16 protein-coding genes and 1 pseudogene are annotated in these 22,830 nt (G+C 65.7%); 8 read left to right on the forward strand and 9 right to left on the reverse strand.

Annotated elements, in window-relative coordinates:
* Genes hpaE through hpaH form a run of 3 tightly spaced genes read right to left on the reverse strand, consistent with a single transcriptional unit; the run spans position 1 to position 2,761 of the window.
* The gene (gene hpaE, locus QX094_RS24115) at positions 1–1,539 is read right to left on the reverse strand and encodes a 5-carboxymethyl-2-hydroxymuconate semialdehyde dehydrogenase (protein WP_316164390.1); all 1,539 of its coding nucleotides are present in this window, start codon (positions 1,537–1,539) and stop codon (positions 1–3) included.
* A complete protein-coding gene (locus QX094_RS24120; RefSeq protein ID WP_315826358.1) occupies positions 1,532–1,930 on the reverse strand; it encodes a 5-carboxymethyl-2-hydroxymuconate Delta-isomerase in 399 nt (132 codons plus the stop codon). The genes hpaE and QX094_RS24120 overlap by 8 nt, the downstream gene beginning before the upstream one ends.
* A 24-nt stretch (positions 1,931–1,954) precedes the next feature.
* A complete protein-coding gene (gene hpaH, locus QX094_RS24125) occupies positions 1,955–2,761 on the reverse strand; it encodes a 2-oxo-hept-4-ene-1,7-dioate hydratase (RefSeq protein ID WP_316164391.1) in 807 nt (268 codons plus the stop codon).
* A 186-nt stretch (positions 2,762–2,947) separates the two neighbouring features.
* Here hpaH and hpaR point away from each other — a divergent pair, with 186 nt between their 5' ends.
* From hpaR to QX094_RS24145, 4 genes are all read left to right on the forward strand, one after another.
* A complete protein-coding gene (gene hpaR, locus QX094_RS24130; protein WP_409977900.1) occupies positions 2,948–3,403 on the forward strand; it encodes a homoprotocatechuate degradation operon regulator HpaR in 456 nt (151 codons plus the stop codon).
* Positions 3,404–3,561: 158 nt separating this feature from the next.
* Positions 3,562–4,647 (forward strand): malate/lactate/ureidoglycolate dehydrogenase, encoded by a 1,086-nt coding sequence (locus tag QX094_RS24135; protein WP_316185195.1) that lies wholly within the window; start codon positions 3,562–3,564, stop codon positions 4,645–4,647.
* A 131-nt stretch (positions 4,648–4,778) separates the two neighbouring features.
* Positions 4,779–5,558: an HpcH/HpaI aldolase family protein gene (locus QX094_RS24140; protein ID WP_315749218.1), complete on the forward strand. Its 780-nt coding sequence runs from the start codon at positions 4,779–4,781 to the stop codon at positions 5,556–5,558.
* Between the two features lie 116 nt (positions 5,559–5,674).
* Positions 5,675–7,198: an altronate dehydratase family protein gene (locus QX094_RS24145; RefSeq protein WP_316185197.1), complete on the forward strand. Its 1,524-nt coding sequence runs from the start codon at positions 5,675–5,677 to the stop codon at positions 7,196–7,198.
* 207 nt (positions 7,199–7,405) lie between these two features.
* On the opposite strand, the gene QX094_RS24150 is transcribed toward QX094_RS24145, so the two are convergent.
* The gene (locus QX094_RS24150; RefSeq protein ID WP_008964013.1) at positions 7,406–7,603 is read right to left on the reverse strand and encodes a hypothetical protein; all 198 of its coding nucleotides are present in this window, start codon (positions 7,601–7,603) and stop codon (positions 7,406–7,408) included.
* Positions 7,604–8,036: 433 nt separating this feature from the next.
* Here QX094_RS24150 and QX094_RS24155 point away from each other — a divergent pair, with 433 nt between their 5' ends.
* The 4 genes from QX094_RS24155 (at position 8,037) to QX094_RS24170 (ending at position 15,268) form a co-directional block, all read left to right on the forward strand.
* Positions 8,037–11,351: a transglutaminase family protein gene (locus QX094_RS24155; protein ID WP_316188173.1), complete on the forward strand. Its 3,315-nt coding sequence runs from the start codon at positions 8,037–8,039 to the stop codon at positions 11,349–11,351.
* A gap of 30 nt (positions 11,352–11,381) precedes the next feature.
* Entirely contained in the window at positions 11,382–13,913 is a 2,532-nt protein-coding gene (locus tag QX094_RS24160) for a circularly permuted type 2 ATP-grasp protein (RefSeq protein ID WP_315826352.1), read from the forward strand.
* Complete coding sequence (locus QX094_RS24165) at positions 13,910–14,788, forward strand: transglutaminase family protein (RefSeq protein ID WP_315714908.1); 879 nt, start codon at positions 13,910–13,912, stop codon at positions 14,786–14,788. Before QX094_RS24160 ends, QX094_RS24165 begins: the two co-directional genes overlap by 4 nt.
* A 99-nt stretch (positions 14,789–14,887) precedes the next feature.
* Entirely contained in the window at positions 14,888–15,268 is a 381-nt protein-coding gene (locus QX094_RS24170; RefSeq protein WP_315714907.1) for a hypothetical protein, read from the forward strand.
* Between the two features lie 733 nt (positions 15,269–16,001).
* Here QX094_RS24170 and QX094_RS24175 read toward each other — a convergent pair.
* The 5 genes and pseudogenes from QX094_RS24175 to QX094_RS24195 all read right to left on the reverse strand — a co-directional run bounded on the left by QX094_RS24175 (position 16,002) and on the right by QX094_RS24195 (position 22,689).
* On the reverse strand, positions 16,002–16,895 hold the full coding sequence (locus tag QX094_RS24175; protein ID WP_316185201.1) for an SMP-30/gluconolactonase/LRE family protein: 894 nt from the start codon (positions 16,893–16,895) through the stop codon (positions 16,002–16,004).
* Between the two features lie 181 nt (positions 16,896–17,076).
* Positions 17,077–19,125, reverse strand: a complete 2,049-nt coding sequence (locus QX094_RS24180; RefSeq protein WP_316185202.1) for a PQQ-dependent sugar dehydrogenase — start codon at positions 19,123–19,125, stop codon at positions 17,077–17,079.
* A gap of 13 nt (positions 19,126–19,138) precedes the next feature.
* A complete protein-coding gene (nhaD, locus tag QX094_RS24185) occupies positions 19,139–20,422 on the reverse strand; it encodes a sodium:proton antiporter NhaD (protein ID WP_315749228.1) in 1,284 nt (427 codons plus the stop codon).
* A gap of 113 nt (positions 20,423–20,535) precedes the next feature.
* Positions 20,536–22,062 (reverse strand): cryptochrome/photolyase family protein, encoded by a 1,527-nt coding sequence (locus QX094_RS24190; RefSeq protein WP_315749229.1) that lies wholly within the window; start codon positions 22,060–22,062, stop codon positions 20,536–20,538.
* 30 nt (positions 22,063–22,092) lie between these two features.
* Positions 22,093–22,689: pseudogene (locus QX094_RS24195) on the reverse strand (RNA polymerase sigma factor).
* Between the last annotated feature and the right edge of the window lie 141 nt (positions 22,690–22,830).

Raw genomic sequence — 22,830 nt, forward strand, 5'->3', positions numbered from 1 at the left:
TTAGACGCCGAGCCGCTGGATCTTGTGGGTGCCGCGCGCGAGCGAAACGTGCTTGGTCTCCATGTAGAAGTCGAACGAATAGTCGCCGCCGTCGCGGCCGATGCCCGATGCCTTCATGCCGCCGAACGGGGTTGGCAGGTGGCGGACATTCTCCGAGTTCAGCCAGATCATGCCGGCTTCCAGCGCGTCGGCGACGCGCAGCGCGCGGCCCATGTCGCCGGTCCAGACATAGCCGGTGAGGCCGTATTGCACGTCATTGGCGACCGCGATCGCGTCAGCCTCGTCGCGGAACGGGATCACGGTGAGGAACGGCCCGAACACCTCTTCTTGCGCCACGCGCATGGTCTGGCGCGCGCCGGTCACCAGTGTCGGCTCGACGTAATGCCCGCCGCCCGGGCCGTCGAACCGCTTGCCGCCGACGGCGATGATCGCACCGTCCTCGCGTGCAACGTCGACATAGGAGCAGACCTTGGCGAGATGCCGTTCGTGGATCAGCGGCCCGATCTCGGTGGCGGGATCGAGCGGATGACCCACTTTCAGCGCACGCACGCGCGCCGCAAGCTTGGCCGTAAAGGTCTCGGCGATACTCTGCTGCACCAGCAGGCGGCTGGATGAGGTGCAGCGCTCACCGTTGAGCGAGTAGATCATGAACACGACGGCATCGAGCGCGCGGTCGAGATCGGCATCGTCGAACACGATCACCGGGTTCTTGCCGCCGAGTTCGAAATGCACCCGCTTCAGGGTCGGTGCGCCCTGCGCCATGATCGCAGATCCCGTCGAGCTCTCGCCGACGAAGCCGATTGCCTTGATCGCGGGATGCTCGGTCAGCGCCTTGCCGGCCTCCTCCCCGAAGCCATGAACGGTGTTGAGGACGCCGTCGGGAATGCCGGCGTCCTTGGCGAGCTTGGCCAGCCACTGCGCCGTGATCGGCGACCATTCCGCCGGCTTGTGTACGACCGTGCAGCCGGCCGCGAGCGCCGGGGCGATCTTCCAGGTCGACAGCATGAACGGCGTGTTCCATGGCGTGATCACGCCGACCGGGCCGATCGGCACCCGCGTCGAGATGTTCCAATGCTCGTCGCTCGGCGTACTCAGGCCGTCACGCGCCTCGGTGCATTTGTCGGCGAAGAAGCGGAAGTTTTCCGCCGCGCGGACCGCGGCCTTGGCCATGAAGCGATAGGCCTGCCCGGTGTCGATGCATTCGAGCACGGCGATGTCGTCGGCATGATCCTCGATCGCGTCGGCCACGCGATGCAGTAGCTTGCGCCGCATCGCCGGCGCCATGTCGCGCCAGGATCTGAAGGCGAGTGCGGCCGATGTCGCCGCGCGGTCGATGTCCTCTGCATTGCCGCGAGCGACCTTGGCCAGAACAGTGCCGTCGATCGGGGACTTCGTCTCGAACGTCGTGCCCGAGATCGCCGGCACCACCTTGCCGTCGATGAAGTGGCCGATGCCCTCGTCCTTCAGCTTCGCGAGCAGGGGAGCGGCACGGTCGAGATTGGCCTTGTAGATGTCGGTCTTGGGGCTGGCCTTATCCATGGGATGCCTCCGCTTTCAGGGCGTCGTGGATGTTGTTGCGCTTCCAGCTGGTCGCGGCGTCGTTGATCTGCATGTCGAAGGACAATGCGAACTTGGTGCTTGCGAAGACCGGATCGAGATACGCCGAGAGTGCCTTGAAGACGTGCTCGCCGGCCTTCTGCCGTGCCGCGAGGTCGCGGCCTTCGCCGAGCCGCAGCAGCATGGCGAGGAAGGCGGAGTCGGGCTTGCCGTCGGCGATCGCGTAGTGCTCGCAGCGGATCGCGCGCACGCGGATGCCGCCGATCGGAAAGATCCCGGTCTCGCTGGCGGCCTTGCGGACCACTTCGCAGACGTTGGCCATCACGACAAAGGCGTCGAGATTGGCGGAGTATTCGATGCTGAAATGCGGCATGATGCGGTCGCTCCGGGGCAGGCTTCAGGCGAAGTAACAGCTCACCGTCCCATACGGGCCGTAGTCGGCCTGGATCGTGTCGCCCTTGCGCGCCTCGATCGGCCGGATGAACGAGCCGGCAAGGACCACCTGTCCCGGCTCCAGCGCGAATCCATTTGCCGCGATCTTGTTGGCGAGCCACGCAACGGCCGTTGCCGGGTTGTTCAGCACGCCGGCGGCCAAGCCGGTCTCTTCCAGTTGACCGTTCTTATAACAGAGTGCGCCGATCCAGCGCAGGTCGGCATCGAGCGGCCGCAGCGGCCGGCCGCCGAGCACGATGCCGGCATTTGCGGCGTTGTCGGCGATCGTATCGAAGATCTTGCGGGTCGCCTTGGTCGCGGGATCCACCCGCTCGATCCGCGTATCCAGGATCTCGAGTGCCGGCACCACGAAATCCGTCGCGTTGAGTACGTCGAACAAGGTGCAGTCCGGTCCAGACAGACGGTGCTTCATGACGAAGGCAAGCTCCGCCTCGATACGCGTCGCGATGAAGCGGTCGGACGGCACCAGCCCGCCATCGGCAAAGAACATGTCGTCGAGCAGCACGCCCGAATCCGGTTCATCGATGTTCAGCGCGCTCTGCATCGCCTTCGATGTCAACCCGATCTTGTGACCCTTGATGACGCGGCCCGCGGCCACCTTGATGCTGATCCAGGCCTCCTGGATCGCATAGGCATCTGCGATGGTGATATCGGGAAACTCCTGCGACAACTGCCTGATCTGGCGGCGGCTCTTTTCGGCCTGATCCAGGCGTAAGGCGCAGCTATGAATCTGGTCGCTCGCAAGAGGCATGGTCTATCGCTCAGAAAAGAGATGGCGACAGATGATTAACATGTTAAGTTTCAGTCGGCAAACCGAAAGGACGTTTGCTGCAGTGCAAATGTTCAGGATGGCCCACGGGAGATTGAGGAGATTGATGTGAGCGAGACCAGGGCCAAGGTCGCCAGGCAGGCTGCGAAGGAAGCGCGCAAGGTGCCGATGCGCGACTTCTCGCAGTCGCTGCCGATGGCCTTGTTGCGGGCGCGTGAGGCCGTGATGCGGCAGTTTCGCCCCAATCTGCGACAGCACGGCCTGACCGAGCAGCAATGGCGTATCTTGCGCGCGCTGGCGGCGGTCGATGTGATCGAGGTGACGGAGCTGGCGAGGGTCGCGTTCCTGCTCGGGCCCAGCCTGTCCCGCATCCTGCGCGATCTCGAGGCGCGCGGCCTGATTCAGCGCGAAGTCGATAGCCGCGACATGCGCAGGGGCGTGTTGTCGATCTCGGCCAAGGGCATGAAGCTGATCGCACAGGTCGCGCCGAGCTCAGAGGCGATCTATGCATCGATTGCCAGCCGGTATGGCGCCCGCAAGCTTGCCGCATTGCACAAGATGCTGGGCGAGCTGGAGCAGAGCATCGGCGGCGATCTCGACGCCTCCGACGACGGCGATGGCTGATCTGCCGCGGACCAAGCGCAATGACGCGGTCTCATGCTTGGCAGGCCGTTCGGCGTTTTGATAAGAAGCGATGCAGTCCAGCGGAGAGGGCGTGCGTCGCAGGCATGGCAAACCATGCTAACTCTGTTTTCGCATGCTGATCGAACCCGCGAGTTGTCATGGTCACTATCAAGGTTGCGCATCTCATCGATTTCGTTGCCGACGTCTTTGAACACGCCAATTCCTCGCCGGAGGAGGCCCGCCGGATCGCGACCTATCTGACGACGGCCAACCTGACAGGGCATGACAGCCACGGTGTGATCCGCGTGCCCGTCTATATCCGTTGGCAGAAGATGGGTTCGATCGTGCCCAACCAGACCGCAGAGGTCGTGGTCGACACCCCGTCGCTGGTGGTCGTCGACGGCAAGTTCGGCTACGGTCAGACCGTGACACCACAGGCCGTGAGGATCGGCATCGAGCGTTGCAAGAAGAGCGGCTTGGCTGCGTTGGCGCTGCGCAATTCCGGCCATCTCGGCCGGGTCGGCGACTGGGCGGAAATGGCCGCCGCCGAGGGGCTCGTCTCCATTCATTTCGTCACGGCCGCAGGTTCACTGCTGGTGGCGCCCTATGGCGGAGTCGAGAAGCGGTTCTCCACCGCGCCCTATTGTGTCGGCATCCCGCGCCAGGGAAAGGATCCCATCGTGCTCGATTTCGCGACCTCGATCGTGGCCGAGGGCAAGGTCTTGGTGGCGAGCCGCGGCGGCAAGAAGCTGCCCAAGGGCGCCTTGATCGATGCCGACGGGACGCTCAGCGAGGATCCGGCGGTGCTCTATGGACCCTATGAGGCCGAGGGGACGCGCGACCACACCAAGGGGACGGGAGCGATCCGCGCCTTCGGCGAGCACAAGGGCTCCGGTCTCGCCTTCATCTGCGAGCTGCTCGGCGGCGCCTTGACCGGCACCGGGGCGACGTCGGCAAATCGGCGCTTTGCCAACGGCATGCTCGCGATCTACATCGACCCGAAGGTGGTCGATCCGGCGAGCTTCTTTGATGGTGAGATCACCCGCTACACGGATTTCATCCGGGCGACCAAGCCGGTCTCCGGCGTTGATCAGGTGCTGGTGCCGGGCGATCCCGAGCGCAAGATGCGGGCCGAGCGTACGGCCAATGGCGTGCCCTTGCCCGATGACACCTGGGCGGCAATAGTGAACACGGCACGCGAAGTGGGTGTCAGCGAAGCGAGCATTCAGCGGGCGACATCGTGAAATCAGTGTGACTGCGGGTGGTGCGAAGCATCCATGCTCAGATTGAGCGGGATTGCATTGCGTTGCGCCATCGGCGAGAACGAATTCTAACGAGACGGATCGGTTGAACAACAAGGGAAGGAAACGCAGTCGTGGCGAACAATAAGGTCAAGCAACTCTGGGCCGAAGGCAAGACGGTGGTGAATGCCTGGCTCGCGATCCCCTCGGGCTTCTCCGCGGAGGTCGTGGCTCAGTGCGGCTTCGACAGCGTCACCGTGGACATGCAGCACGGGGTGCAGGACTATCTGTCGATGGTGCAATGCTTCCAGGCGATGCATGGCCATCCGGTCACGCCGATGGTGCGCGTGCCGTGGAATGAGCCCGGCATCATCGGCAAGGTGCTCGATGGCGGTGCCTATGGTGTCATCTGCCCGATGGTCAACACAGCGCAGGAAGCGCGCAACCTCGTTTCCTATTCCAAATATCCGCCGAAGGGTGTGCGCTCCAACGGTCCGATCCGCTCGGGCATGTATGGTGGTGCGGGCGAGTATCAGAAGACGGCCAACGACGAGATCGTGCTGCTGCCGATGATGGAGACCAGGACCGCGGTCGAGAACATGGAAGCCATTCTCGATGTCGAAGGCATCGACGGCGTCTATATCGGGCCCTCCGATCTCGGCTTTTCCTATGGCCTGGTGCCGAAGCTCGATCGTGACGAGCCGGAAATCCTCAAGATCTATGAGAAGATCGTGAAGGAGTGTGGCAAGCGTGGGCTCAATCCCGGCATTCACTGCAGCGGCGCCGAGGGTGCGGTCCGCGCCATCAACATGGGCTTCAAGCTCGTGACCTTGTCGAACGAGGTCGGCCTGATGCAGGTCTATGCCCGCCAGCAGGTCGCGCAGACCCGCAAGGAATCCGGCGGCAAAGCGTAACGAGAAAGGCGAGTGGCGAGGAGGGCGTAGCGAACGGGGATCCGTCCATTCGCTATGCGCCGCTCGCCATTCGCATATGTGTTCGCGATCGTCGTATTGATACGAGAGAGACAGCCATGGCTCCCACCCCCGTCATCCGTCTTCATCCCGAGGACAGCGTCCTGATCGCGCGCGCCAGCCTGCCCCCGGGGCTGTCGATCGCCGATGGGGTCACCACGACCGACCGGATTCCGGCCGGTCACAAGGTCGCGGTGCGTCCGATCGCACAGGGCGAGCCCATCCGCCGCTACGGCCAGATCATCGGCTTCGCGACCGCGCCGATCGCGCCCGGGCAGCACGTTCATACGCAGAACTGCGGCATGGGCGATTTCGCCAAGGACTACGCCTATGGCGTTGACGTGAAGCCGACGCCGAATTTCGATCTTCCGGCGACGTTCGAGGGCATTCGCCGGCCCGATGGCCGGGTCGCGACCCGCAACTACATCGGCATTCTGACCTCGGTGAACTGCAGCGCGCATGTCGCGGGCCTCGTTGCCGACGTGTTCAAGCGCAATCCCTTCACCGGTGACGATCCGCTCGCCGACTTCTCGAACGTCGACGGCGTCGTGGCGCTGACGCACAAGACCGGCTGCGGCATGACGCTCGACGAGCCGTTGAAGCTGCTGCGGCGAACCCTCGGCGGCTACGCGCGGCACGCGAACTTCTCTGCGGTGATCGTGCTCGGCCTTGGTTGCGAGGCCAATCAGATCGGCGGATTGATGGAGGAGCAGAAGCTCGCCGGCCGCCTGCGCGCCATGGACATCCAGGAGGTCGGCGGCACCCGCAAGACCGTCGAGGCCGGCATCGCTTTCGTCAGGGAAGCGCTCACCGACGCCAACAGGGTCAAGCGCGAGACGGTTCCGGCCAGCGAACTGACGGTCGCCCTTCAATGTGGTGGGTCCGACGGCTATTCCGGCATCTCGGCCAATCCGGCGCTCGGTGCGGCAAGCGATCTGCTGGTGCGACATGGTGGCACAGTGATCCTGTCGGAGACGCCCGAGACCTACGGCGCCGAGCATCTGCTGACGCGCCGCGCAGTCAGCCGCGACGTCGGCGAGAAACTCGTCTCCCTGATGCGCTGGTGGGAAGAGTATACGGCGCGCGAGGGCGCGGAGATGAACGCCAATCCCAGCCCGGGCAACAAGGCCGGCGGCCTGACGACGATTCTCGAGAAGTCGCTCGGCGCGATGGCCAAGGCCGGCAGCACCAATCTGGTCGACGTGCTGCATTATGCGGAAGCCGTCACCAAGAAGGGCTTCGTGTTCATGGACACGCCCGGTTACGACCCGGTTGCGGCGACGGGGCAGGTGGCCGGCGGCGCCAATCTCGTCTGCTTCACCACCGGCCGCGGCAGCGTGTTCGGCTGCAAACCGGCGCCGTCCATCAAGCTCGCGACCAACACGCCGATGTACAAGCGGATGGAAGACGACATGGACGTGAATTGCGGCACCATCCTCGACGGCGAGGAGACGGTGCAGGAATGCGGCCAGCGCATCTTCGAATTGATGTTGAAGACCGCCTCGGGGCAGCCGACCAAGAGCGAGAGCTTCGATTTCGGCGGGGCCGAGTTCGCGCCCTGGGTGCTCGGCGCGACGATGTAGCTGGATAACTCAGCTATTCGGCGGCCCCTATCGGGGCTGCGGTCCGGTGCCCCGGCATCTGATCGCAGCTGAGATCGCAAGTTAACTGAGACTGGATCGCAACTGAGATCAGATGACAGGTGAGCGCGCCGCCACGGGCTGGCTGTCGTGGGCAGTCCGTCATGGGCTGGCCCTGCCGACGCTCGCGTGACAGCGGCGCCGAGCAATTTACCGCTGGTGGCCCAGGCCGATGCCGAGCGCCAGAGCCTTCTGACGGAGCGAGCCTTCGGTCCGCTTCATCGCCTTGGCGATCTTGGCGACCGGGGTCTTGGACTTCGAGTGCTGCTTCAGCAGCTTGATGTCGGCGGGCGTGTAGGGTTTCCGCGCCAACTTCTTGGTAGCTGCCTTCTTAGCTGTCTTCGCCACTTGATTCTCCTTTTGGCAATGATGGTCCTAAATAGCATGTGTAGTCGAGCTATCAAGCGATTGCGGCAAATGCAACGCTATTAGTTCTTGTTAGTTCATCATTCGGGGTTAATCCCTGCTTTGAGGGACTGGTCAATCTTCCGTGAGCGCCGGCGGCGCCTTCCTGTGGACAACTCTTGCCGACGCGGCTGGAGAGGTTGTTTGTTCTTCTCTCGTTCTTCGTGACGGGCCTGATTGAGGCGCGCAGCGGCCGGAAAGCGACCGGTGCGTGCAGCGGAGACACCTGATAGGGCGGCTCAACTGGACCGGCGCGGTCCAAATGCCGCCTTTTGGGCTTAGGATCGTCCAATAGGCAGCTCTGCCCTTTGTTAGTGCTTGATCCCTAAGCACAGCAATGTTCTGCTTAAAAAAGTTGCTGGAGCGCCGAAGCCTCGTGTCAATCTACGTCGCATTACATCACGTCACCCATTACAAATACGATCGTCCGGTCGAACTGGGCCCGCAGACCATCCGCCTGCGCCCTGCACCACATACCAGGACCCCCGTGCTGAGCTATTCGCTCAAGGTCACGCCGCCCAACCATTTCGTGAACTGGCAGCAGGATCCGCAAGGCAATTGGCTGGCCCGCTACGTTTTCCCTGAGAAGGTGAACGAACTCAAAATCGAGGTCGACTTCACGGCGCAGATGACCGTGATCAATCCGTTCGACTTCTTCGTCGAGCCTTACGCCGACAGTTTTCCCTTCGCCTATCCGGAGGGCCTCAAGGTGGAACTGGCGCCCTATCTCGAGACGATCGAGCCGGGGCCGTTGTTCGCGGAATACTTGAAGTCGATTCCCCGCGATGCGGACAACACGGTCAACTATCTCGTCGAACTCAATGCGCAGTTGCAGAAAAAGATTCGTTATATCATCCGGATGGAGCCTGGCGTTCAAACGCCGGAGGAGACGCTGTCGTCGGCCGCCGGCTCCTGCCGCGACTCGGCGTGGCTGCTGATCCAGACGCTGCGGCATCTCGGGCTCGCCGCCCGCTTCGTCTCCGGCTATTTGATTCAGCTTCGTCCCGACATCGATCCGATCGAGGGGCCGGTCGAGGTCGAGAATGATTTCACCGATCTGCATGCCTGGGCCGAGGTCTATCTGCCCGGCGCTGGATGGATAGGCTTCGACGTCACCTCGGGCATGCTGGCGGGCGAAGGACACATCCCCGTTGCTGCGACTCCCCACTATCACTCGGCCGCGCCGATCAGCGGCAGTGCCGGAGTCGCCGAGGTCAACTTCAACTTCGAGATGAATGTGAGGCGCATCCGCGAAGCGCCGCGGATTACCCGGCCATTTTCGGATGAGGCGTGGGACCGGCTCGACCGCCTCGGCGAAGCCGTCGATGCCGATCTCGCCGAAAACGACGTGCGCCTCACGATGGGCGGCGAGCCGACCTTCGTGTCGATCGACGACATGGAATCGGCGGAGTGGAATACGGCTGCCGTCGGCCCGGCCAAGCGCGGGCTCGCGGACAGCCTGATCCGGCGTCTGCGCGCGCGTTTCGCGCCCGGTGGCCTGCTGCATTACGGACAGGGCAAGTGGTATCCCGGCGAAAGCCTGCCGCGCTGGGCGTTCGGACTGTATTGGCGCAAGGACGGTGAGCCGATCTGGCGCAATCCGGATCTGATCGCCAGCGTCGATGGCCCGCGCAGGGCGACGATCCAGGATGCAGAGCGTTTCCTGGACACGGCGGCCGAGACGCTCGGGCTCGAGCCGGACTACGTGCTGCCCGCGTTCGAGGATCCCGCGCATTGGCTGCAGAAGGAAGCCGCGCTGCCCGAGAACGTCGACGCGCTCGACTCCAAGCTCGCCGATCCCGAAGAGCGCGCGCGCATGGCGCGGGTGTTCGACGAAGGCCTGCACATCCCGCGCGGCTTCGTGCTGCCGATCCAGCGCTGGAATGCGCAGCCCCGGCGCTGGCGCAGCGAGCGCTGGGGCCTGCGGCGCAAGCGCCTGTTCCTGATTCCCGGCGACTCGCCGCTCGGCCTGCGGTTGCCGATCGGCTCGCTGGCCTACATTCCGCCGGAAGATTTCCCGTACATCCACGAGCAGGACCCGATGGAGCAGCGCGGGCCGCTGCCGATGTTCACGCAGGGGCGTCCGGTGATCGTGCCGCAGGTACCGCCGCTGCCGAAGCTCGATCGCGCGCCGAAGCCGCAGCAGGATGTTCAGTATCAGTACTGGGGAGGGCTCGGCGTCCGCACTGCGATGTCGGTCGAGATCCGCGATGGCATTCTCTGCGTGTTCATGCCGCCGGTCGAAACCATCGAGGACTACCTGGAGCTGGTCGCAACGGTCGAAGCGACGGCCGAGTCGATGCAGATCAAGGTTCACGTGGAGGGCTATGCACCGCCGTTCGATCCGCGCATCGAGGTCATCAAGGTGACGCCCGATCCCGGCGTCATCGAGGTCAACATCCAGCCGGCCGCGAGCTGGCGGCAATCGGTCGACATCACTTTCGGGCTGTATGAGGATGCCGCGAAGGTGCGGCTCGGCGCCAATCGCTTCCTGATCGATGGCCGCCACACCGGCACCGGCGGCGGCAATCATGTCGTCGTCGGCGGCAGCTCGCCGCAGGATTCGCCCTTCCTGCGTCGCCCCGATCTGCTGAAGAGTCTCGTCCTGTATTGGCAGCGGCACCCGTCGCTGTCTTATTTGTTCTCCGGCATGTTCATCGGGCCGACCAGCCAGGCTCCGCGCATCGATGAGGCGCGCCACGACAGCCTTTATGAGCTCGAGATCGCGCTCGCCAACGTGCCTCGGATCGGGCAGAGCGTGCCGCTGTGGCTGGTCGACCGGCTGTTCAGGCATCTGCTCGTCGACATCACCGGCAATACCCACCGCTCGGAGATCTGCATCGACAAGCTGTACTCGCCGGAGGGACCGACGGGCCGGCTCGGACTCGTGGAGTTCCGCGCACTGGAAATGCCGCCGGATCCGCGGATGTCGCTGGCGCAGCAGCTTCTCATCCGTGCGCTGATCGCCAAATTGTGGCGCGAGCCGCAGGACGGCCGGTTCGTGCGCTGGGGCACGGCGCTGCACGACCGCTTCATGCTGCCGCACTTCATCTGGGAAGACTTTGTTGATGTCCTGGATGAGCTGCGGTCGTCCGGCTACGACTTCTCGCCGGAATGGTACCAGGCGCAGCTTGAATTTCGCTTTCCGACCTTCGGCCGCGTGCAGCATGGCGGCGTGACCCTGGAGCTGCGGCAGGCGTTGGAGCCCTGGCATGTGCTGGGCGAGGAAGGCGCCGCGGGCGGCACCGTGCGCTATGTCGATTCCTCGGTCGAGCGACTTCAAGTCAAAGCCGAAGGTTTCATCGAAGGCCGCCACCTCATCACCTGCAATGGTAGGAGGATGCCGATGACCTCGACCGGACGGTCGGCGGAAGCGGTGGCGGCGGTTCGTTTCAAGGCATGGCAGCCGGCCTCCGGCCTGCACCCGACGATCCCGGTGCATGCGCCGCTGACCTTCGACCTGATCGACACCTGGAACGGCCGTTCGCTGGGCGGCTGCGTCTATCACGTCGCCCATCCCGGCGGCCGCAACTACGATACCAAGCCGATCAACTCCTACGAGGCGGAGGCACGGCGGCTCGCCCGCTTCCAGGATCACGGCCACACTCCGGGACGAATCGCGCTGCCGCCGGAGGAACGCACAAATGAATTCCCGATGACCCTCGACTTGCGCAGGCCGCTCCTGCATTGATGGCACGGAGTTTGTGCGGAGGACCAGGGTATGGACGGCTCGAGCGGCCAGGACCAGGGAGCGAGCGCCGCCGGTCGGCCGGCGGCACGTTCTCCGCTGCGCCGGGCCGAGCATTGGGCCCGCGACTATGCCCGGCTCCCCGGCATCCCCGATGAGTTCATCGGGGCCGACGGCCGTCCGCGACCGGTCTGGACCCGCTTTGCCGAGACCTTCGCCGCACTCGCGCCGAGTGACATCGAGCGCCGCTTCGCCTCCGCCGATCGCCATCTGCGCGAAGCCGGCGTCACCTATCGCTCGCCGGGCGACAACGCCGAGCGATCGTGGCCGCTGAGCCATCTGCCGCTGCTGATCGACGAGTCCGAATGGGCGCAACTGTCCCAGGGCATCGTCCAGCGCGCCGAACTGTTCGAACGGGTGCTGCAGGACATCTATGGCGAGGGACGGCTGGTGGCGAGCGGCGCGCTGCCGGCAGCCGCCGTCGCCGGGTCCAGCGAATATCTGCGCCCGGTCTGCGGCGTCAAACCGCCCGGCGGCCGCTTCCTCAGCATCTACGCCGCCGATATCGGCCGCGGGCCCGACGGCGGCTGGTGGGTGCTCAACGACCGCACCCAGGCGCCGTCCGGCATGGGCTATGCGCTGGAAAATCGGCTCGTGCTGTCGCGCGCCTTCTCCTCGATCTACAAGTCCATGAACGTGGAGCGGCTCGCGCCGTTCTTCGAAGCATTCCGCGATGCTCTGCGCGCCAGCGCCGATCGTGACGAGCCGCGCATCGGCGTGCTCACGCCGGGCATGTTCAGCGAGACCTATTTCGAGCACGCGACGCTGGCGCGCTATCTCGGCTTTCTGTTGGTCGAGGGCGACGATCTCGCTGTCAGCGGCGACCGCGTGCATATCCGCACCGTCGCCGGCCTGAAGCGCGTCGACGTGCTGCTGCGGCGGCTCGATTCCAACTCGCTCGATCCGCTCGAACTCGATGCCGGCTCGCGACTCGGCGTCGCCGGCCTGATGGACGTCGTGCGCAAGGGCGGTGTGGTGATCGCCAACATGCCGGGTTCTGGTGTGCTCGAGGCGCGCGCGCTGCTCGGCTTCCTGCCGAGCCTTGCGCGGCGCGTGCTCGGTGAGGATCTCAAGATCCCGCACATCGCGACCTGGTGGTGCGGCCAGAAGTCCGCACGCGACGAGGTGCTGTCGCGGCTCGAGGAGTTCGCGATCGAAGGCGCCTATGGCCGCGCCGTGCCGGGCTTCGCAAGCAGCGGTCCGGTGCTGGCTGGTGAGCTCTCGGCCGCCGAGCGCGAGCGGCTGCGCGCTGCGATCAGCCAGCGCGGCATCGATTATGTCGGACAGGAGGTGGTGCGGCTGTCGACCACGCCGGTGTGGGAGGACGGTCGGATCGCGCCGCGGCCGTTCGTGCTGCGGGTGTTCGCGGCCGCCACGCCCGACGGCTGGACCGTCATGCCCGGCGGCTTCTGTCGCATCGCCGACAAGCTCGATGCGCGCGCGGTGTCGATGGGCGATGGCGCGCGCGCCGCCGACGTCTGGGTGGTCGCCGACAAGGCGGTGGCGGCGCGCACCTTGCTGCCGGGCTCCGACAATGTGCGGATACGCCGCATCGCCGGCGTGCTGCCGAGCCGCGCCGCCGACAATCTGTTCTGGCTCGGACGCTATCTGGAGCGCGCCGAGGCCACCGTGCGGCTGATCCGGGCGCTCGCAGCCCAGCATCGTGATCCCGGCAAGGGATCGCCGGCGCAGCTCAACACCTCCGAGCGTATCCAGCGGCTGTTGCTGGCGTGGGGCGCGGTTGAGCAGACCTCGCGCAGCAAGGGATTTCAGGTGGCGGCTGAGGCCCTGCAGGCCGAGGCGCAGTTCGGCTCGGCGCTGTCGCTGCTCAGATCGGCTCAGCGCACCGCGACCTCGCTGCGCGAGCGCCTCTCGCCCGACGCTTGGCAGGTCATCACCGAGATGCCGAATCGCCTGGCGCAGGAGGCCGAGGATGAGGACGCCGTCGTCAGCATCGCCGAGCTCACGCTCGACCGGCTTGCGAGCTTCGCCGGCCTTGCCCAGGAGAACATGAACCGCGCCGCCGGCTGGCGCTTCCTCGACATGGGGCGCCGCGCCGAACGCGCCATCAACACCGCGCGGTTCGCGCGGCAGTTCGGCTATGACGAGGCGACGCCCGAGGATCTCGACGTCCTGCTCACGCTGGTCGACTGCCAGATCACCTACCGCTCGCGCTATTTGATCGGCCCGTCGCTGGCGCCGATCCGCGATCTCGTCGTGCTCGACCTCTACAATCCGCGCTCGGTCGCGTTCCAGGTCGAGCTGCTCAACGAGCACATCGCGAGCCTCCCGGTGCTGAAGGAGAACGGGCTGATCGAGCGGCCGCAACGCCTCGCGATCTCGCTGGGCGCGCGGCTGACCGCGGCGGAGGCGGCCCATCTCGATGGCCGCGCCTTGTTTGCACTGGAGCAGGACCTGCTCAATCTGGCGGAGGCGATCGGTCAGCACTACTTCCCACACGGTCCGAACGCGACGCGGCCGGAAAAGCTGACGGGCCTCGCGTGATCTACGACATCCGCCATGTCACCACCTACGAATACGGGAGTGCCGTCAGCTTCGCGCGCTGCTCGCTGCGCCTGGAGCCGCTCAGCGGCGACGGCCAGGAGTTGATCTCGCACAGCGTTGACATCCGCCCGCGTCCCTCGGAGCGGACGGCGCGGCGCGATTTCTTCGGCACACTGACCGAGAGCATCGTGATCGACACTCAGCACCGCCACCTGCGCATCGACTCGCGCTCGCGGGTGAAGCTGTCGCGCACGCCGCCCGAGCGCGATGCGCCGAGTGCGGAGTGGGAGCAGGTGCGCGATGCAGCTTTCGAGGCGACGAGCCTCGGCCCGTCGTCGCCGATCGGCTACGTCTTCGCCAGCGCGCTGGCGCCGGTGCTGGAGCCGGTGACGGACTACGCCGCGGCGAGCTTCTCCGCCGAGACGGGGATCGTAGCCGGCGCCGCCGATCTGATGCGGCGCATCCGCAAGGAGTTCAGATACGATCCGAAGGCGACCGTGATCTCGACCCCGCTGCGCGAGGTGTTCGACAATCGCCACGGCGTCTGCCAGGACTTTGCTCACGTCATGATTGCCGGCCTGCGCGGTCTCGGTCTCCCCGCGGCCTATGTCAGCGGCTATCTGCGCACCATCCCGCCCGAGGGCCGGCCGCCGCTGCAGGGCGCCGACGCCACCCATGCCTGGGTGTCGCTGTGGTGCGGCGACGACCTCGGCTGGATCGGCTTCGATCCGACCAACGATCTCCTGGTCGGCAATGATCACATCATCCTCGGCATGGGCCGCGACTTCTCCGACGTCTCGCCGGTCGATGGCATCATCGTCGGCTCGCGCAAGCAGAAGCTCGGCGTCGCCGTCGATGTCGTGATGGTCGAGTAGGGTTCCCTGACCGGGAACGGTCGGAACATTTTTCCCGCATCGCACTTGATCCGCCCGAGGGGCCCGAATGGGGGCTGGCTGACCCTTTCGAGCGATGGAGTGATCGACATGAAACGTGTTGCAATCGTCATTGGCCTGGTCGGCGCCTGCGTCGCCGGCAGCGCCTCGGCCCAGCCGAGTGCGAACCTCACCGGCACCTACCGCTGCATCCAGATGTGCCGCGACGGAATGATCGGCGCGCCGGCCTTCGTGACGCAGAACGGCGATGCCGTGAACCTGACCACCGAAACCGGCGAGTCCCTCCAGGCCTGGCCGGACTGGAATGCTCCCAATAGCCGGCTTTGGATCGACGCACGTGACGAAAGCGCAGTGTATTCGCCCGACGGCATGCGCATCCAGTTCGACGACGGCCGTGTCTGGGAGCGCGACCTGCCGCCGCCGCTCATCGTGCGCCGCGCGCCGGTGGTGTACGGGCGATAAGCGATCGCCATTGCTATCGAGGCTCTCGCGCACGCGGGGGCCTTGATTTGCGGGTGAGATGAAAGGTGCCGGCCTCACGATCCAGTACTCGCCGGAAGGGGTGATGAATCGAGACGCCGCGGCGTACCGGATGCCCGCCTGCGCGGACATGACACGGGGTACGGGGCGGCGTTCTCGCGACACGATCTGTCCGAGTCATGAAGGATAGCTCGAACCCTCTGAGAACAAGAGGGCGCAGGGAATGCCGGGTGATGGCCTCACCCATGGCCCGCCTGCGAAAAGAATGCAGGCGGCAGGAACCACAGGTGCAGCCGGATCAACCCGGCATTCCCTGCGCGATGGCTTTACGGCTTATACGTGGTCTCCCTGGTGCGCCGGGCTTTCTGGCCACCATCCCCAGCGCGATCGTATTGCGCCAGGTTGACACCAGCATCGGGGTGTCGGGACATCACGACTTCACCGTGCGCATCATGCCGTTCGTCCGCGCGACTGATCACGCTGCAGCACCACACGCCCACCGCTCCCCAGGCTCCACGTTCGTGACGATCGCGATACGCCCCTCTCACGAGCCCGGGATGGCCGGAAACATCGGTCTGATGTGCCCGACGACACAAGTGGGCAAGCGTGCGACAAACTGGCACGACGGGCAATTCGGGCATGGCGGATATGCGCGATCTATTAGTTGTCGTTCAGACAGCGAGCGCCATGCTGAATCCGGCACCAGCAGAGAAGCTCAGCACTTCCGCATCTGCAAACAATGCTCTCGCCCCTCGACATCAGTCCGAAACGACTCGATGAAGCCGCCCTGGCGCTGGGTCACATACACGGTCTTGCCGTCGCTGCCGCCGAAGGCGAGGTTGGTCGGCTCCCTGGCTTTCAGCGCGATCTCCCGGATCATGCGCCCATCCGGCGCCAGCATGGCGATGCTGCCCTTGAGGATGTGCGCGACCAGCAGCCGGCCGCTGGCGTCGGTGCGCAGTCCGTCGATCGTGTTCGGCTCGAAGGTCTTGATCAGCTTGGGCCGTGTCAGCGCGTCGCCGTCGATCGCATAGGACCAGAGCTCGCCGCTGTTGGATTCGCCGACATAGAGCGTGCGGCCGTCTGGGCTGAGATCGATGCCGTTGGCGGTGCCCATGGCACGCGGCGCCGACATGGCTGCGCCTTGCAGGGATCCGTCGGGTCCTTTCGCGATCCGCCAGATGCGGCCGCTGCGCGCCTTCCAGTTGGGATCGCTCGCATAGATCGTGCCGTCGCGCGCCAGCGTGATGTCGTTGGGCTGGCTCATGTCATCGGCATGGAAGACGAGGCGGGGCTCGGTCGTGCCGGGGGCGATGGCGAAGATGTTGTGGCGCTTGTAGTCGGCGACGAACATCGTGCCCGTGGCGTCGATGCGGATGGCGTTGCCAATGCTGTTGTCGGGCAGCTCGGTGAACTTTTCGGAGGCCGTCGCCTCCGGCGCGAGCTTGCCGATCGTGCCGGCCTTGCCGAGATTGACGACGAACAGATTGCCGTCGCGGTCGACGGCGGGCCCCTCGATGCCGAAGGTGTATTCGCCGGATGGAGTGAGCTGGGTGCTCTCGAACAGCTTTGGTGCGGCGAGGGTGGGCGCGCTCGCAAGCAAGAGCATGAGAACAGTCGCCAAACCCGAGATGCGTAGGGTGGACAAAGGCGCAGGGCGACGCCGCTTGCGCCCGAACGCACGCTCGTTCGCGCCGTGCCCACCAGCATCAGCACCGGTGCGCGCGGCCGGTGGGCACGCGCCGCCTGCGGCGGTCGCTTTGCCCGCCCTACGGGCCATTGCAAGCCGGTCAGAGCGGCACCAGAAACTGCTGTTGGATGTAATAGCCATTGTCGTCCGTACAGGTGCCGTTGAGGTAGGTATCGGCGGGCCGGAAGAAACGGCTGAAGCCGGGCTTATTGACGGCAGACCTCTCGGTCATCACGACGACCTTGCCGAACGGGATCTCGCCGCATTCGCGGCCGTCGCCGGCGAAGAACTTGCGATGCGGAGGGCCGCCCGGTTTCACCCGCATCCTGGTTCCTGGAATCATGCGCGCGACCAGATCGTCCGCCACATCAAGCACCCTGGCGTAGCCTGGTTCCGTCTTGATGAGGTTGGCGCCCGGCGGCATCTGCCGCTCGGCACCCAATCCGCGCAATCGTTGACGCAGCCGGCCGGCTTCGGGATCGCCCGGGTAGATCCAGCCGTCTTGCGCCAGCATGAAGCGCAGCACGGCGCGGTCCTTGTCGTCATCGGATTGCCCGGCCTTGAGGCCGAAATCCGAATGGCAGCCGCTGCAATGTTTTTCGATCAGGCTCCTGCGCACGGTCGTGAGCCGCGCGCGACTCGCCGCGTCCTGCATCACGAAAGCCGCGAGCCGGTCGATCAGCGCCTCGTTCCTGATGTCGCAGGGCAGGGGGTCGGGGGCCGCCTCGCCTGAGCGGTCGATGCGGATCACGGTCTGGTTCTTGTCCTCGACCAGCCAGATCGCGCCGTCGTCGGCGATGGTCATGCCGACCGGCGCGCCCTGCGGCCGGATGCCGTTGACGCGATGCCACCCCGTGATGATCTCGTCGAACGCCGCGGCCGGCGCGGGACCGGCTGCGGTCTGGAAAGCGCGGCTTGGCTCGGCGGCGCAGCTCACATGGTAGCGCACCGGCGCCGGGCTCAGCTTGGGGAAGCCGTGGTCGTCGACCTCGAAGGCGAGTAGCCGGCTGCCGGTCGGCCGATAGCCATGCAGGCCGACCAGCAGCTTGCCCTTCAGGTCGTCGAAGCGATCGCCGGTGTAGTAGAGCATGCCGAGCGGCGCGCCATGCGGCGGCAGCAGCGACCAGGGCTGCTTGTAGAGCGTGGTGGTGTTGCAGAGGTTCTTGAGCGCGCCGGACTGCAGCACACGCTTGAATTCCGGGCTCGGCGTCGTCAGGTCGTAGCAATAGGGCCAGCCATAGTGGCGGCCTTGCTCGATCGCGTTGATCTCCTCGTTGGGCGCGAAGATGTCCTGCAGGTCGCGCGCGTTCTCGCCCTGCAGGAACGCGGTGCCGGGATCGGGAAAGCGCGGATGCAGCGCCAGCGCCATCGAGTTGCGCAAGCCGCGCGCGAACACCTCATGAGGCGGAGCGGAATCGCCGGGTTTCAGCGCTGGAAAGAGGTCGCCGGCGGGCGGCGTGAACAACCAGATGGAAGCCAGCGGCGAGGTGCCGTCGCCCGCCGCGCAGGGGCGCGTGATCGGCGCCGGCGACAGGCAGTTGTCGCTGTGCGAGCCGATGTTGACGAACAGCCGCCCATTGCGGTCGAAAGCGAAGGCCTTCAGCGGATGCGCACTCTCCGCGATCCGGGTGCCGTCCGGCAAGGTCAGGCGGCGCCCAGGCAGATCGCGGATGATGGTCTCGATGGTCGCTCTCGGGTTCGCGGCGAGCGGATCGAAGCGGAAGATCGCGGTGTCGGTCGAGGCGTAGATCCTGCCGTCGAGGCCCGCGGCGAGGCCGAATGGATAGGACAGTCGCGTGACCGCCTCGCGGATGCGCTGGCCCGCGGGCGCTACGGGATCGAGGATGAGGAGGCGGCCGTCGTCATGGCCCCAGCCGCCCATGTCCGCGACCACGAACAGTTGATGGCCGGGAATCTGCACGATGCTGCGGGGAAATCGCAGGCCGTCGTCGCGACTGGCGACGAGGCCGGCGCAGAAGCCGGGCTTCATGTCGATCTGGAGGCGCGGAAAGGTGAGGGCGCCGTCGCCGCAACTGGCCGGGCCGAGCGCGTAGCCGCTGCGGATCGTCGCGTCGTCGGCGTGGCCAGCTCCGATGCCGATGAGCATGGCGGTCGCGACGGCTGCAAGACTGTGCCACGACCATTCCATGCGTCGGTCCCGCTCAGTGAAGCAGATTGTATTGGATGATGTAGGCGGCGGCGCCGGCAAAATAGCCGAGCAGGGCGATGCCGCTGATGCGGCGCACGTACCAGAAGAAGTGGATGTTCTCGAGCCCCATCGCGGCGACGCCGGCCGCCGAGCCGATGATCAGGATCGAGCCGCCGGTGCCGGCGCAGTAGGCGACGAACTCCCACAGGAAACTGTCCGGCGGAAACTGGCTCAGGCTGTACATGCCCATGGATGCTGCGACCAGCGGCACGTTGTCGATGACCGCGCTGGCGAGGCCGAGCACGATCACGATCAGGTCGAGCCGGCCGACGGTGCGATCGAGCCATTGCGCCAGCGCCTGCAGGATGTGGGTGTGCTCCAGCGCTGCGACGGCCAGCAGGATGCCGATGAAGAACACGATCGAGGGCATGTCGATGCGGGTCAGCGCATGTACGAGCGTCAGGCGCTGCTTCTGCTCCGAGGCCTTCTCGCGATGGATGATCTCGCCGACCATCCAGAGCAGGCCGAGGCCGAACAGGATGCCCATGAACGGCGGCAGGTGCGTCAGCGCCTTGAACACCGGCACGGCGACCAGGATGCCAAGGCCCATGAAGAACATCAGATTGCGCTCGAACGGCAGGATCGGGCTGATCGAGGCGAGCCCTGCGCTCGCCGGAGGCGCGAGCTGCTTGCCGCGCAGCGTGACGCTGACGACCGCGAGCGGCACCAGCAGGTTCAGGAGCGAGGGGATGAAGACCGACTTCATGATCGCGAGCGGCGTGATCTGGCCGCCGATCCACAGCATGGTGGTGGTGACGTCGCCGATCGCCGACCACGCGCCGCCGGCATTGGCGGCAATCACGATGATGGCGGCGAACACGAGACGATCTTCGTCACGCCCCGACAGCTTCTTCATCAGCGACACCATCACGATCGCGGTGGTGAGGTTGTCGAGCATGGCGCTGAGGAAGAAGGTCACGAAGCCGACCAGCCAGACCAGCGTGACCTGATTCCTGGTGCTGATCAGCGAGGTCACGACCTCGAAGCCGTTGTGCGCGTCGATGACCTCGACGATGGTCATCGCCCCGATCAGGAAGAAGATGATCTGCGCGGTCGAGGCCACGGACTCGTTGAGTTCAGCCGCAACGGCCGGTGCGGTCCCGCCCATGACGGCGTAGATGGTCCACATCAGGCCGGCACCGACCAGAGCGGTGGCTGCCTTGTTGATCCGGAACGGATGCTCCAGCGCCACCACGGCATAGGCGAGCGTGAAGACGGCGACGATGGCGGCGGTCATGGGCAGGGCATTCCGGGCTGGATCGGCGGGAGACGGATGGAACTGCCCAAGATATGACCGATCGGCGTCCGGCCAGCAAGCCGTGAGCGCTGTTCAGGCTGGACGAACGCCGGTTACACCAGGGCCGACGCGATCGCGTCGGCGTGGCTCCGGATGGCGCGGATCTCCGCCGCGCTGCGGCGCTCGAGATTGACGTACTGGTTGCGCATGCGGCCATTATTGGCGAAGCGCCGGCGGTGCTTGGCAAGGAAGCTCCAATACAGCGTCGTGAGCGGGCAGGCCCTGTCGCCGGTCGCCTGCTTCGGATCGTAGCGGCAGTTGCGGCAATGGTCGCTCATGCGGTCGATGTAGTGGCCCGACGCCGCATAGGGCTTGGTGCCGACCACGCCGCCGTCGCCATGCTGGCTCATGCCGAGCGTGTTGGGCAGCGACACCCAGTCGATGGCGTCGTGAAACATCGACATGTGCCAGAGGTGCACATCGTAGGGCCGGACGCCGAGCAGCATCGCGAACAGGCCGAGCACCATCAGCCGCTCGATGTGATGCGCATAGGCGTGATCGATGGTATGGCCGATCGCCTGCGCCAGGCAGCGCATCTCGGTCTCGCCGGTCCAGTAGAAGCGCGGCATCGGCAGGCCGGCGTCGAGCGCGTTCTCATCGGCGTAGTGAGGCATGCGCTGCCAATAGATGCCGCGCACGAATTCCCGCCAGCCGATGATCTGGCGGACGAAGCCCTCGAGCGCGTTCAGCGGCGCGTTGCGGCTCTGAAGCGCGGCCGCGACCACTTCGCGCGGATTCAGCATGTGCAGGTTCAGCGCGCCCGACAGCCGCGAGTGATACAGGAACGGCTCGTCGCTCAGCATCGCGTCCTGATAGGTGCCGAACAAGGAGAGGCGCCAGGCGACGAAATCGGAAAGCTCGGTCAGCGCGTCGACGCGCGACACCGGCAGGTCGAAGCGGTCGAGCTTGCCGGGACTGTTGGAGAAGCGCGCCGCGACCAGCTTGAGCACGTCGCGCGTGATCGCGTCGGGCGCATAGGATCTGGCGACGGGGATCGGCGGGCGCGACTTGCCGAATCCCTTGCGGTTCTCGGCGTCGAAATTCCAGCTGCCGCCGACCGGGCGGCCGCTCTCGTCGATCAGGATGCCGGTCTTGCGCCGCATCGCGCGGTAGAACGTCTCCATGATCGGGCGCGGATGGCGCTCGGTGAAGGCGTCGAACTCCTCCGCCGTGCACAGGAAGTGGCGGTCGGCGCGGATGTCGGGCCGCTGCGGCAGCTTGCGCAAGCCCTCGCGCACGCGAAAATCGCCGGGCTCCAGCACGATGGTCGCCGCAGGCCGCAGCGCCGCCTGATGCCGCGCGATCTCGCTGTCGAGTGCGCCGGTGTTGGCGGGATCATCGAGCCGGACGTAATGGACGGTGCGGCCGCGGCTCTCGAGATCGGCGCGGAAGTGGCGCATCGCCGCGAAGAAATACGCGATGCGCATCTTGTGCTGCGGAACGTAGCTGGCCTCGTCGCTGACCTCCATCTGCAGCACGGCGTCCTGCTCCGGGTCGAAGCCGTCGAAGGCCGCCGAGTCCGCATCGAGCTGGTCGCCCAGCACGATGACAAGGTGTCTTACGGCACGTGTCCTGGTCATGGGACCTTGGTCATCACGCCATGCAGCCGATCAGGCGGCCGCCGCGGTAACCGCGTGGGCCTGGCCAAGACAGTCCTTGCGCACCGTGAGCAGGCTGCGATGCAGCCAGGTCTTGATGGTGCCGACCGGCACGCCAAACCGTTCCGACAGACGCGTCCGGCTTTCGCCCTCGAGATAGGCGAGCGCCAGCAGCCGTCGGCGCTCCTCCGGCAGCCGCCCAAGCGCCTCGCGGGCGATCGGTTCCGCCAGCGCGTAGTCGAATTCGTCGGCGGCGCTGTCGGCGGAATCGGGGATCGCGAGGGCCTCATCGAGCTCCGAGGTCGGCACGCCGGTGGCGCGCAGCGCGTCGATCGCGGTGTTGCGCATGATGCTGCACATCCAGGTGATGGGCGAGGCGCGCGTCGGGTCGAAGCTCGCGGCATGCCGCCAGATCTTCAGGTAGCCATCCTGCAGGATGTCGTCGAGGTCAGCCGCGGACGGCAGCAAGGCGCGCACGGTCTTCCGCATCTTCAAGATCGTTGCAGCATGGAGCTCGGCAAAGGCTTGCTCATCGTTGCGTCAGGCACGGGCCAGCAGGCTGCCAAGATGCGCGACGCAACCCTTCTGATCCGCGCTTGCTGATCGCATCATTCTCCTCCATGCGCTCTCTCTGAACGGAAACGGGGCAGAGTCAGATGCGGATCACCGCCAGCGTGCTGTCGGTATCGCGCGGAGGGAAGTGGCGAATCGTCCAGCCGATCTAGCTCGTCTTGATTGCTCCGCGGCGGC

This window comes from Bradyrhizobium sp. SZCCHNS1050 (genome assembly GCF_032484785.1).
Taxonomy (GTDB): Bacteria; Pseudomonadota; Alphaproteobacteria; order Rhizobiales; family Xanthobacteraceae; genus Bradyrhizobium.

Coding starts and splice junctions, on each gene's coding strand:
- hpaE (WP_316164390.1), bottom strand. CDS start 1,539: ATGGATAAGGCCAGCCCCAAGACCGACATCTACAAGGCCAATCTCGAC.
- QX094_RS24120 (WP_315826358.1), bottom strand. CDS start 1,930: ATGCCGCATTTCAGCATCGAATACTCCGCCAATCTCGACGCCTTTGTC.
- hpaH (WP_316164391.1), bottom strand. CDS start 2,761: ATGCCTCTTGCGAGCGACCAGATTCATAGCTGCGCCTTACGCCTGGAT.
- hpaR (WP_409977900.1), top strand. CDS start 2,948: ATGCGCGACTTCTCGCAGTCGCTGCCGATGGCCTTGTTGCGGGCGCGT.
- QX094_RS24135 (WP_316185195.1), top strand. CDS start 3,562: ATGGTCACTATCAAGGTTGCGCATCTCATCGATTTCGTTGCCGACGTC.
- QX094_RS24145 (WP_316185197.1), top strand. CDS start 5,675: ATGGCTCCCACCCCCGTCATCCGTCTTCATCCCGAGGACAGCGTCCTG.
- QX094_RS24160 (WP_315826352.1), top strand. CDS start 11,382: ATGGACGGCTCGAGCGGCCAGGACCAGGGAGCGAGCGCCGCCGGTCGG.
- QX094_RS24175 (WP_316185201.1), bottom strand. CDS start 16,895: ATGCTCTTGCTTGCGAGCGCGCCCACCCTCGCCGCACCAAAGCTGTTC.
- QX094_RS24180 (WP_316185202.1), bottom strand. CDS start 19,125: ATGGAATGGTCGTGGCACAGTCTTGCAGCCGTCGCGACCGCCATGCTC.
- nhaD (WP_315749228.1), bottom strand. CDS start 20,422: ATGACCGCCGCCATCGTCGCCGTCTTCACGCTCGCCTATGCCGTGGTG.
- QX094_RS24190 (WP_315749229.1), bottom strand. CDS start 22,062: ATGACCAGGACACGTGCCGTAAGACACCTTGTCATCGTGCTGGGCGAC.